Origin of the sequence: Shewanella sp. SR44-3, assembly GCF_014163735.1 — a bacterium.
Lineage (GTDB): Bacteria > Pseudomonadota > Gammaproteobacteria > Enterobacterales > Shewanellaceae > Shewanella.
The window spans coordinates 19,553-31,255 of record NZ_JACJDV010000041.1 but is presented as its reverse complement, the minus strand read 5'-3'; the positions used below and the strand labels follow the sequence as shown (position 1 = coordinate 31,255).

Genomic DNA, 11,703 nt, shown 5'->3' with positions numbered 1-11,703 from the left:
TGCTAACATGAAAAACTTAATTTTCATTCAGCGGCCGTTGACGCTAGGTCGTTGGCTTGGGCTGCGTATTCTACGCAATCCGTTGTCAGCGTCAAGTGTTTTTTCAAACTTTCTTTTCGCTTTGATTTAAGCAGTTAACTGTTTCAAATCAACCTATAAACCAAACTGATTCAGCGTTGGCGTGAACCGTTTGCCGTCTCAGTGGTTGCGCATTATAGGCAGATCAGATTTTTACGCAAGGGCTTTTGTGTAAAAAAATCGTCTTTTGGCGATCTTTTTACATTTTATACACTTAACTACACGATACGCACCATTTACCCCCAAAGTTATCCACAATTTGATTTGTTATGGCGCAAATTAGGCGGGGTTCTTAACAGAAAAATAGCCATAGCTATCGATTTAATGACTCATATTGGTTTTTTAAGTGAAACGTAGCGGCCGTTAAAGGTCGCACATAAGGTTTTACCACTATAAAGGTGCACTTCTAAGTGGTGACTCATCTTGTTGCACCGATATAAGTCAGTAAAGTCACTATTCAATATTGAGCGCTCTATTGCTTGGCTTTCAATTTGGCTATCAAGCTGCGCCTTAGTCGGTGCAGGCCACATCACTTGACTCACTGGAGCTTCAGTCACTGGCGCATGATACTTTATTTTACCATCGGCCAGCACTATGTCTGCTGTTATGCCCTGACGCTTTTGCTGTAACCACACCATGCCCCAACCTGTGAGTGTCATTAAGGTGTAGATACTGCCAGCAAACATGGTGTGATGCAGATTAATGTTCGGCGCTAACGGCGCGATGGCAGTAAACCTTGTACCATTAAAATCATTTGGAGTGATTTGCATAAATTGACTAACAGGGATGGTCTGGTGCCAAGTTTGTTGTAACTGCGCTAGCCAGGCTTGCGTTAGTGGATCGATGGGGATGTTATCAAACTCAGTTGTTTGCTGTATTGGCGCCATCTTTATTTAATACCTGTAAATGAAACGTCACTGGCCCATCATTAATTAATGCCACTTGCATATCTGCGCCAAAACGTCCTGTTTGCGTGGTAATGCCTTGCTGACGACAATAATTGATGAAAGCTTGGTAAAGCTGCTCCGCTTGTTCTGGAGTTGCCGCTTTTGAAAAACTCGGCCTCAGGCCGCGACCTGTATCTGCTGCTAAGGTAAATTGAGAAACCACCAGCAATTCACCGCCAGTTTGTTTAAGGCTCAAGTTCATCTTGCCGTTATCATCATTAAAGACTCTGTAACTCATTACTTTAGTTGCCAGCTTTTCCATGGTCTCTAGGGTGTCCTGTCTCTCGACACCTAATAGCACCACTAATCCTGCATTTATCTGGCCTATCACATCCTGGTCTTGCTCTAAGCTTACACTTGCTGATTTTACTCTTTGGATAAGGCCTATCATTTTCTATCCTTTATTTTTGTAACTTATGCTACTTATATAGCTGCGTTTATAACTATCTTATCAACCCCATGGTTTTAGCCTTCTAGTTTGCAGCTAGGGTTTACAGTTTGTCAGCATGCATCAAGTGCATTAATAACCCCAGGATCCGCCAGGCTGTGATAAGCCCCTATCAATCGCTGGCAAGTGATCCTGCCCTGTCGCTCTAGAGATAATTGCGGCTTTAATATTTCCCATGGGCACACCCAATCTAATTCTCCCTGAATAAGCCAAGTCTTCACTAGGGCAGCTTCAATGCTGCGGCAACTAGAGATTCGGCGTTAAAATAGTGATGAATTGCAAAATTGAACTCGACTCGATTAGTGCCAAACTAAAGCTGCTCATGACGGCAATTTCATTCAGCCTCGGCTCGGGGGCAAGCCCAGGTACAGCTAATGCATGCTCCAGATCTATTTGGGCATTTTGGTTATGTTGGTTACTTGAGTTGTTATTGCTGAGGCATCATCCGTTGCAGCTGTTATTCTCGATGCTACTTTCACTGCTGCGGACTGGCTTCTATCAAAAGGATCGGCCAAATACTCAGGTAACGCTGCGGTGATTTCTGCCCCCAATAACACTATCATCCAAGATAAATATACCCATACAAATAGAATGGGTATTGTCGCCAGAGCGCCGTAAATCGCCTCATAACTGGGGAATTGAGTCACGTAAAAAGCGAAGCCTCGCTTGCCAGCCTCAAACAGCACGGCAGCAACAATGGCCCCCAAAAGAGCATGAAAGAACCTGATCTTTTGATTAGGTACCACCATATACAACAATAAAATAGAGGCTACTGAAAACACCATGGGCAGCCTTTCCACCAACCAAGGTAGTAGCCCCGATAATTCACTATCACTAAACAACTCGAGGGAAACCACATAAGAAGTGGCAACTAAACTTGCCCCCATTAATACTGGTCCAAGGGTTAATACCATCCAATACATGGAAAAAGACACCACATAAGAGCGCGTCTCTGTGGTGCGCCAGATGTTGTTCAAGGCTTTATCTATCGCCGATATCAACAAGAGTGCCACAACCACTAATGCAATAATCCCCACAAAAGTACCTTTGGATGCATTAGCCACAAACTCATTGATATACACCTGAGCCGTATCCCCTGCGGCAGGTAAAAAATTAGAGTAGACAAAGTCTTCAATTTTACCACGAATGCCTTTAAACACAGGGAACGCCGATAGCATAGACATAGTGACCGCAATCATGGGTACTAACGAAAGCAAGGTGACGTAAGCCAAGTGGCCAGCACGTATATTAATTTGGTCCTCTACTAGACGGCATTTCAAGTGCAAAATAAATCGCCATACATTGAGGAAAAACTCACGAACACTGCTGATGTTGAATTTTTTATCCACGTTAGTCTCTTATAAAAATTGGTATTACGGCTGTAACTGGGTACTATGTTTTTAATGCAAATTACTAGCACTTTATAACACGAATTTTACATAGTTTGGGAGTAAATTGATGTCACAACAAGGTTCTGCGGGTAATGTCATTGCCGCCATCGCCAGTTTCTTCATTCCAGGGCTTGGCCAGCTGGTACAAGGTCGAATTTTTGCTGCACTGCTGTTTTTTATAATAACCGCAGTAGGCTACTTCTTTTGGATCTTAATTATTCCGGCCATCATTGGTGGCATCTTTCACCTTTGGAGCATTATCGATGCGGCCACATTTAAAGCGAACAGCACACCATACTAGTCACTAATTTGAGGTTAGAATAATGAAAAAATGGGTACCTATACTACTAATGAGTAGCTGTTTATGCCTAAGTGCTTGTCAGAGCGCCTATTATGGCGCTATGGAGAAAGTCGGCTATCACAAACGCGACATAATGCTAGATAGAGTCCAAGATGCTAAAGAATCACAGCAAGAGGCGCAGCAAGAATTTAGTTCCGCATTAGAGGAGCTACAAAGCTTATTGCACATCAATGGCGGAAATTTAGAAGCCAGCTATGAAAAAGCCAAAGATGAATACGAGTCAGCAAAGGATGCCGCCGATAGAGTTAGCGATCGCATCGAGCGGGTCGAAGATGTTGCCGACGCTTTATTTGAAGAGTGGCAGGCGGAAATCGATGAGATAAGCAAAGCAAGCCTACGTAATAGCAGCCAAAGTAAGCTTAAAGAAACTCAAAGACTCTATAATACCTTACTCAAGAGCATGCGCCGCGCCGAAGCTAAAATGCCGCCGATTTTAACAGCCATGAAAGACAACATGCTGTATTTAAAACACAATCTTAACGCTCAAGCCATTGGCGCAATTAAAAGCGAATTCAGCAGCTTGCAAACAGATATTGCCAGCCTGCTGAAAGCAATGAACAAATCAATTGATGACTCAAATCGCTTTATTGAGTCCATGAGTAAAAGCTAATCGCCCTATAATACTGCGGCGCCCTTTGGTATTAAATTCAGTGGGCGCCTATTACCTCCACCAAACTGTTCGGCCGCAAGCAATACATCGCAAAATATCTGCCCCAAGCTACATAAGAATAATCGTCAAGCATTAGTGCCTAATGAATGATTGGCTTAATGCAAATAAACACGGCTAGAGTATTAAGCTAATTCGCTAGGCCACTTTTATCGCGGCTTCCCATGATGCGTTCAATTATCTGGGTAGCATTGAGATCGTGTACCACATTAATCACGGTAGAGGCGGCATCTGTAACAGCCCCTAGCACCACTAAAATAGGGATGGTTTCCAGCGGCAAGCCCAAGGTAGTAACAATAAAAATCTCTCCTAAAAAGGCGCCGCCCGGTACCCCGCCAATGACAAATGCCGATAACACGGCAATCAAAATGGTTAAGGCAAACACTTCTGGTGTGAACGCCAACCCAAGAAGTGAATAAATAAACACGATTTTTAGGGCGGTTATCATAGCGGCGCCGCCTTTATTTAGGTTCACCAACAGCGGCAAGCAAATCTCGGCGGTGGCATCATCTATGCCCATTTTTTGCGCCGCCCGCAAATTAATCGGCAAGGTGGCAAGGGAGGAGCTAGTGCCTAAAGCCGTAGCCGCTGGTGTGATGGCATGACGCCAAAAGGTGCGCACTCCTTGGCGACCACCGCCAAGCCATGCATAGAAGCTTGAGCCAACAATCAAATACACTAAGGTGGCGAGGAAAAATAATCCGATTGCCCGCGCAAAGGTGCCTAACAGTGACACATCTTGACTTGCCATAGTGGCGGCGAAATAACAGCCAAGGCCTAGAGGCGCTAGCTTCATTAAGATAGACACTAACTTCATCACCACGGTATTGAGGCTGGCCAACATGCCAGAAACCCGCTCGCCATCTGAACCGGACTGGCCGATAGCGATACCTGTGAGCACAGACATAATAATCAAGGCCAAGATATTGGATTTAGATAACAAACCGGCAAAATCATTGGTGGTTAGCAGGTTCACAAAATCCATACTGCCTGAGCCAGTGTCAACCGCCTCACTAAGGGTCAACTGCACGCCTTGAGCGGGATCAAACCCTAAAGCCAGCAAGGTGATCCCCACCGCAGGAATGGCCGCCATCACAATAGATACCGCTATAATCAACGCTAAAATACGTCCAAGGCGCTTCAAGTCTGTCATTTGCGCAATAGATGCGGTCACGCTGATTGCCACCAAGGGCACTATGATCATAAACAGAAAATTAAGAAAAATTTGCCCTATGGGTTGTAGCGCTAATGCCTGTGCCGGCCAAATTAATCCCATTACACTGCCAAGTAATAGTGCAGCCAAGAGAATAATAGCATCATGATAAGGAGTTAATTTTTGCCACATAATCAGCCTTGTAAAAGAGGTTAACCTCCAAGCTAACCACTCATGCGATGCTAAGCAAGTACTATACCCAAGTAACATCAAGATGCAGAATGCAGCGGGAATTTAACCTACTTTAGGCAAGGCGGCTATTTGCAGACCTAGTGGACTAAGTTAAAAATAGTCAACGCAGCATAAAGTAGGTTAAAAACCGCCGGGACGGAGCGCCTAGGGCACTCCACTTCAGTGTTGCATCAATTCAAAAGGGGGTCGACATTCTGTCATCAATGCGCCTTGAATTAAAGCACCCTAAGCACTCTGAGACTCGTATCTTGAGGTTATTTGCGTATATGCACTCTGTCATAAAAAAGAAAAAGCCCAGAGACATGCTCTGGGCTTTTAATATTTAATCTCACAAGGCTAATCCATCACCTTGCTGGAATAATTATAGGCTGTAGTACATCTCAAACTCTAACGGGTGAGTGGTACGGGCCACGCGCTCAGCTTCAGCTGTTTTGATAGCAATGTAAGACTGGATGAAATCTTCGCTAAATACGCCACCTTTAGTTAAAAACTCATGATCTGCCTTAAGGTTTTCCAGGGCATTTTCAAGCGACGTTGCCACTTGTGGGATCTCGGCCGCCTCTTCAGCCGGTAAGTCATACAAGTCTTTATCCATAGCTTCACCTGGATGGATCTTGTTCTGAATACCGTCAAGACCTGCCATTAATAGTGCCGCAAAACCTAAATATGGGTTTGCATGTGGATCTGGGAAACGCGCTTCGATGCGACGACCCTTAGGGCTTGGTACCACAGGGATACGGATTGATGCGCTACGGTTACGAGCAGAATACGCAAGCATCACAGGCGCTTCAAAATGTGGTACTAAACGCTTGTACGAGTTAGTGCTGGGGTTAGTGAAGGCATTCAATGCACGGGCATGTTTAATGATGCCGCCTATGTAGTAAAGTGCCATTTCACTTAAGCCTGCATACTTGTCACCAGCAAATAAGTTAACACCATCTTTTGATAATGACTGATGCACGTGCATACCACTGCCGTTATCACCAACAATAGGCTTTGGCATAAAAGTCGCTGTTTTACCATAAGCGTGCGCCATGTTATGAACCACATACTTTAGAATTTGGATTTCATCCGCTTTCTTCGTTAGGGTGTTAAAACGTGTAGCGATTTCATTTTGACCTGCGGTAGCCACTTCATGGTGATGCGCTTCAACCACTTGACCCATTTCTTCCAGCACTAAACACATGGCCGAACGTAAGTCTTGTGATGAATCAACCGGAGCAACTGGGAAATAACCACCTTTGACCATAGGACGGTGACCTGTGTTGCCATCTTCATAGCTAGTGCCTGAGTTCCACGCCGCTTCTTTCGCGTCTATTTTAACGAAACAACCCGACATATCAGTGCCAAAACGCACGTCATCAAATAAGAAGAACTCCGGCTCTGGACCAATCAAGACTGTATCAGCAATACCGGTAGAGATAAGGTAGGCTTCCGCTTTCTTCGCAATAGAGCGTGGATCGCGATCATAACCTGTCATGGTGCCCGGCTCTAAAATATCACAACGGATAAGTGCAGTGGTTTCTTCGGTGAAAGGATCAAGTACGAATGTTGTTGGATCTGGCATCAATACCATGTCAGATTCGTTAATGCCTTTCCAGCCTGTGATAGATGAACCATCAAACATTTTACCGTCTTCAAAAAAGTCTTCATTGACTTGATGAGAAGGAATAGATACGTGCTGTTCTTTACCTTTAGTGTCGGTAAAACGTAAATCAACGAACTTAACGTCTAATTCTACAAGTTGCTTTAACACTGATTCAACAGACATGCTTGACTCTCCAGTAAGGTAAAGGGTGTCCCTTTTATAATTTCGACTCATAGGTACTGGGTTTATAATACGCCTGCGATTGCACTTTCATGCTGCAAGAAAACCAAGTATCAATGAAGATTGCAATTCCTAAAGCGATTTACATGCCAACAATATAATAGATTGATATTGTTGGGAATATAAAATAACTATTGGACTCAAATATTTACACGGCACCATCTTGGTGCAATGTGACGCGCCATAATAGTGCAATTCAATTGCTAAACTTAACCACGGTTGCACCCACACTCTTGCTCCTTCAACTCAAATAGCTGACCTTAACTAACCTCAGCTCAAGATAATAAATCCATTTCAAACAGTCCTTTGCACCGCTAACTGCGCTACTCCTTTACACTATAAAATTTACAATAGGCTAGCTATTGCCGCATAACATCGCCCTGTTATCAGCGCAAAATTCAAGTTTTATAAGGTATTGAATTTAGACTGTCTCACGCTATTTTAGTCATCTCTTAACCCGAGTTGAGGTGATATAAGCATCAAGATAATACCCCCAGCTTAAAGGTATTTTTGTGACTATTGTTCTATTGTCACAATCCTTCAGTAAACTCTTAACGCGAGTTAAATTACTGAAAACAGGTCGTTCATGCCTACACAAAGCCTGAGCTGAAAAGGATTGCTTTTGCTCTTGCTCAAAAATAATCCTATCCGCAGCGCTCTACGTGGAGTAGAATGGCACGCTTTTTATAGTGTCTGTCGTTTCAACGTTGCTATAAAGCCCCCCTTTTTTTTGATGGTTTAGAGGTTTATCCGTGCTAGAGAATTTACGTAACATCGCCATTATTGCCCACGTTGACCATGGTAAAACAACCTTGGTTGACAAATTGTTGGCGCAGTCAGGAACCCTTGCATCTCGTGGAGAAGCTACTGAGCGGGTTATGGATTCTAACGATCTTGAAAAAGAACGTGGTATCACCATTCTGGCAAAAAACACAGCTATTAAGTGGAATGACTACCGCATTAACATCGTAGACACCCCAGGTCACGCCGACTTCGGTGGTGAAGTAGAACGTGTTCTATCTATGGTTGACTCAGTATTACTTCTAGTTGACGCGGTTGATGGCCCAATGCCACAAACTCGCTTCGTAACTAAGAAAGCCTTTGCTCAAGGCCTAAAGCCAATTGTTGTTATCAACAAGATTGACCGCCCAGGCGCACGTCCTGATTGGGTTATTGACCAAGTATTCGACCTATTCGACAACTTAGGTGCAACTGACGAGCAGTTAGATTTCCCTATCGTTTATGCTTCAGCATTGAATGGTTTCGCGACGTTAGATCCAGATGTCGTTAGCGAAGACATGACGCCACTTTTCCAAACCATCGTTGAGAAAGTTTCTTTCCCTGACGCTGACGCGGAAGGTGCATTCCAAATGCAAATCTCTCAGCTTGATTACAACTCATACGTAGGTGTTATCGGTGTAGGCCGTATCAACCGTGGCAGTGTAAAAACTGGCCAACAAGTGACTGTAATTGGCGCTGATGGCAAGACTCGTAACGGTAAAATGGGCCAAGTATTAGGTTATATGGGTCTTGACCGTACTGAAGTTGAAGTGGCTAACGCTGGTGACATCGTTGCTATTACAGGTCTTGGTGAGCTTAAGATTTCTGACACCATCTGCGCCGTAGGTAATGTTGAAGCTATGCCACCTTTGTCTGTTGATGAACCAACATTGACCATGACATTCCAAGTAAACACCTCACCATTTGCAGGTAAAGAAGGTAAATACGTAACTTCACGTAACATCCTTGAGCGTTTACAAACTGAATTGGTTCACAACGTTGCACTTCGCGTTGAAGAAACTGAATCTCCGGATCGTTTCCGTGTATCAGGCCGTGGTGAATTGCACTTATCGATCTTAATCGAAAACATGCGTCGTGAAGGTTACGAGCTAGCGGTATCACGTCCTGAAGTAATTCTTAAGACTATCGATGGCGAGCTACATGAACCATTCGAAACCTTAACTGTTGATGTTGAAGAAGAAGACCAAGGTTCAGTTATCGAAAAGCTTGGGACTCGTAAAGCTGAAATGAAAGACATGCAGCTAGATGGCAAAGGTCGTGTACGTATCGATTTTGTTATCCCAAGCCGTGGTTTAATTGGTTTCCAAACTGAGTTCTTAACTGCAACTTCAGGCACAGGTCTAATTTATCATTCATTCGATCATTATGGTCCACATAAAGGTGGTGATATTGGTCAACGCGCTAACGGCGTATTGATTTCAAACGCTACTGGTAAAGCATTAACCTTCGCACTATTTGGTCTACAAGACCGTGGTCGCCTCTTTATTGGCCACGCTGCTGAAGTATATGAAGGTCAAGTTGTTGGTATTCACGCTCGCTCTAACGATCTAACAGTTAACTGTTTGAAAGGTAAGCAGCTTACCAACATGCGTGCTTCTGGTACTGATGAAGCACAAGTGCTAACTCCGCCAATCAACATGTCACTTGAGCAAGCGCTTGAGTTCATCGATGATGACGAATTAGTAGAAGTAACTCCGAAGAACATCCGTGTTCGTAAGAGATTCCTTACTGAAAACGAACGTAAGCGTCATAACCGTAGCTAATTGTTTGTTTTCATCTTTGAGTTTTAGCCTTTGGGCCTGACTCAATACAAAGCCCCGCCAGTTTACTGAGTGGGGCTTTTTGTTGCTTAAATAAGATTGCTCAAAGAAGCTGAACTTAAGCCAAAAAACAGCTAGGCTGGAACTATGGATGATTAATCAAAGAGAATTGCTGATGCGAACACAGTTACATATAAGCTGGTTACTTAGTGCTTTGCTGCTGAGTCTATCGCTCTCAGGCGTTGTTATTGCCAATACCGTTTATCGCTGGGTGGATGACAATGGCAAGGTGCACTATTCCGATACTCCAGTAAAGAATGCACAAGTGTTCGATTCAAAAGAAAACACCCGTAATCAAGTTAAAGTAACTCATGGCAGCGCTCAAGATAAACACCAATCACAGCAAGTATCAGCAGCTGGGATCCAATACCAAGTCAGCATAGTGTCCCCCACGGAAGAAGCCACGCTCAGGGATAACAACGGCGAGTTCAGCGCTAGAGTGTCGGTTATGCCCGAAACCCCAAAAGGCTCACTAATACGCTTAATCTTGGATGACCAGCCCTATGGCCAAGCTCAAACCAGTGTCAACTTTAACCTTAAAGCCGTCGAGCGCGGTGAACACACGCTAATTGCCGAGCTTATTAGTCAAAGCGGCAAAGTCCTTGCATCTAGCCCATCAAGAAGAATTTTTCTTCATCAAGCTAACCTTAAATCTCAGGCAAAGCCAAAGTCTTAATGTTAATTATTTAATTTAATTATCATGCAGATACCAGCCTTACCTAAGTTTAAACCTTAGCCTGATACACCCAGAGAACTCAACTTGCAGCACGCACCATTGTGGTGCATCATAGGCTTCGCACCATATTGGTGCGCACTCTCTATTGAGTTTGCCAATCTAGGATGGCTAATGGACACAAACAACCTATTAAATAATTTAGTCACTGCCGTGCTGGTGATCGATCAGCAGCTTAGGCCTTGCTTTGCCAATGCTGCAGCCGAGCAGCTTCTTGGCCTTGGCAATCATAGGTTGTTAGAACACCCCTTGCCCGAGCTGTACCAAGAACTCGCCATCAGCCCTAGCCTGCTGCAAGATGCCATAGCATCAAACCAGGGATTAACCGTAAATACCGCCAACCTGATAACCTTAGATGGCCAGTTACATACGGTCGATTTAACATTGATCCCCTTAGAAAATGAACCACAATTTGGCCTATTAGAACTAAGACAAGTGGATCAACAACGGCGCATTCACCAACAGCTCAATCTCGATGCCCAGCAGCAAGCGGCACAATTTTTGGTACGCAATCTTGCCCATGAAATAAAAAACCCTTTAGGCGGATTAAGAGGCGCGGCGCAGCTGTTATCAAGAGAACTTAACGATCCTGAACTACAAGAATTTACCAGCATGATCATCGAGCAAGCCGATAGACTGAGCAATCTCGTCAACCGCCTGCTTGGGCCTCAGCGGCCGAGTCAGCACAGCATGCACAATATTCATCAAGTGGTGCAAAAAGTACTGCAATTGGTGGAACTGACCTTACCTACCAATATCACTATTGTGCGTGACTATGATCCATCAATTCCGGATATGTCCATGGATCCTGAGCAACTGCAACAAGCTGTGATTAATCTGGTGCAAAATGCACAGCAAGCCCTTGAACACAACGGTGGAGAAATTTTAATAAAGTCCCGCACTCAGCATCAGGTCACCATGGGTAACCAGCGTCACAAGTTAGCCTTGACTTTATCAGTTATCGACAATGGCCCCGGAGTGCCTGCTGAAATCATCGACACCCTATTTTATCCTATGGTCACAGGGCGCGAGCAAGGCTCAGGATTGGGGCTTTCAATCGCTCATAATATCGCTAGGCTTCACGGAGGGCGCATCGATTGTAGCTCCTCCCCAGGGCACACCGAATTTACCCTTACCTTGCCACTTCAATAACCAAAGCATGGAAACGAAATCAGCAAGCAACAGAAGTCGCCGTAGCATTAGAAATGAATCCATGAGGAACAC

At 44.3% G+C, this 11,703-nt stretch carries 10 protein-coding genes; 5 read left to right on the top strand and 5 right to left on the bottom strand.

Annotated elements, in window-relative coordinates; genetic code table 11:
• Positions 1–407: 407 nt before the first annotated feature.
• The 3 genes from H5073_RS15470 to H5073_RS15460 all read right to left on the bottom strand — a co-directional run bounded on the left by H5073_RS15470 (position 408) and on the right by H5073_RS15460 (position 2,822).
• Entirely contained in the window at positions 408–923 is a 516-nt protein-coding gene (locus H5073_RS15470; RefSeq protein ID WP_404948406.1) for a thioesterase domain-containing protein, read from the bottom strand.
• Positions 924–939: 16 nt separating this feature from the next.
• Complete coding sequence (gene dtd / locus H5073_RS15465; protein ID WP_182680463.1) at positions 940–1,416, bottom strand: D-aminoacyl-tRNA deacylase; 477 nt, start codon at positions 1,414–1,416, stop codon at positions 940–942.
• Between the two features lie 446 nt (positions 1,417–1,862).
• Complete coding sequence (locus H5073_RS15460; RefSeq protein ID WP_182680462.1) at positions 1,863–2,822, bottom strand: virulence factor BrkB family protein; 960 nt, start codon at positions 2,820–2,822, stop codon at positions 1,863–1,865.
• 109 nt (positions 2,823–2,931) lie between these two features.
• Here H5073_RS15460 and H5073_RS15455 point away from each other — a divergent pair, with 109 nt between their 5' ends.
• Together H5073_RS15455 and H5073_RS15450 are read left to right on the top strand one after the other, a co-directional pair.
• A complete protein-coding gene (locus H5073_RS15455) occupies positions 2,932–3,165 on the top strand; it encodes a hypothetical protein (RefSeq protein ID WP_182680461.1) in 234 nt (77 codons plus the stop codon).
• A gap of 22 nt (positions 3,166–3,187) precedes the next feature.
• Complete coding sequence (locus H5073_RS15450) at positions 3,188–3,835, top strand: DUF2959 domain-containing protein (protein WP_182680460.1); 648 nt, start codon at positions 3,188–3,190, stop codon at positions 3,833–3,835.
• Positions 3,836–4,022: 187 nt separating this feature from the next.
• Here H5073_RS15450 and H5073_RS15445 read toward each other — a convergent pair whose 3' ends face one another.
• A complete protein-coding gene (locus tag H5073_RS15445) occupies positions 4,023–5,237 on the bottom strand; it encodes a dicarboxylate/amino acid:cation symporter (RefSeq protein ID WP_182680459.1) in 1,215 nt (404 codons plus the stop codon).
• A 421-nt stretch (positions 5,238–5,658) separates the two neighbouring features.
• Positions 5,659–7,068 (bottom strand): glutamate--ammonia ligase, encoded by a 1,410-nt coding sequence (glnA, locus tag H5073_RS15440; RefSeq protein WP_182680458.1) that lies wholly within the window; start codon positions 7,066–7,068, stop codon positions 5,659–5,661.
• A gap of 809 nt (positions 7,069–7,877) precedes the next feature.
• On the opposite strand from glnA, the gene typA reads away from it, so the two are divergent.
• From typA to glnL, 3 genes are all read left to right on the top strand, one after another.
• A complete protein-coding gene (gene typA, locus H5073_RS15435; protein ID WP_182680457.1) occupies positions 7,878–9,689 on the top strand; it encodes a translational GTPase TypA in 1,812 nt (603 codons plus the stop codon).
• Positions 9,690–9,837: 148 nt separating this feature from the next.
• The gene (locus H5073_RS15430) at positions 9,838–10,422 is read left to right on the top strand and encodes a DUF4124 domain-containing protein (protein ID WP_259394920.1); all 585 of its coding nucleotides are present in this window, start codon (positions 9,838–9,840) and stop codon (positions 10,420–10,422) included.
• A gap of 171 nt (positions 10,423–10,593) precedes the next feature.
• Positions 10,594–11,631, top strand: coding sequence for a nitrogen regulation protein NR(II) (gene glnL / locus H5073_RS15425; protein WP_182680456.1), 1,038 nt, complete (start codon positions 10,594–10,596; stop codon positions 11,629–11,631).
• Positions 11,632–11,703: the final 72 nt, after the last annotated feature.

What these genes read in the sequence shown, in the direction of transcription:
- H5073_RS15445 (WP_182680459.1), bottom strand. Translation starts at nt 5,237, where the DNA reads ATGTGGCAAAAATTAACTCCTTATCATGATGCTATTATTCTCTTGGCT.
- glnL (WP_182680456.1), top strand. Translation starts at nt 10,594, where the DNA reads ATGGACACAAACAACCTATTAAATAATTTAGTCACTGCCGTGCTGGTG.
- glnA (WP_182680458.1), bottom strand. Translation starts at nt 7,068, where the DNA reads ATGTCTGTTGAATCAGTGTTAAAGCAACTTGTAGAATTAGACGTTAAG.
- H5073_RS15430 (WP_259394920.1), top strand. Translation starts at nt 9,838, where the DNA reads ATGATTAATCAAAGAGAATTGCTGATGCGAACACAGTTACATATAAGC.
- dtd (WP_182680463.1), bottom strand. Translation starts at nt 1,416, where the DNA reads ATGATAGGCCTTATCCAAAGAGTAAAATCAGCAAGTGTAAGCTTAGAG.
- H5073_RS15450 (WP_182680460.1), top strand. Translation starts at nt 3,188, where the DNA reads ATGAAAAAATGGGTACCTATACTACTAATGAGTAGCTGTTTATGCCTA.
- H5073_RS15455 (WP_182680461.1), top strand. Translation starts at nt 2,932, where the DNA reads ATGTCACAACAAGGTTCTGCGGGTAATGTCATTGCCGCCATCGCCAGT.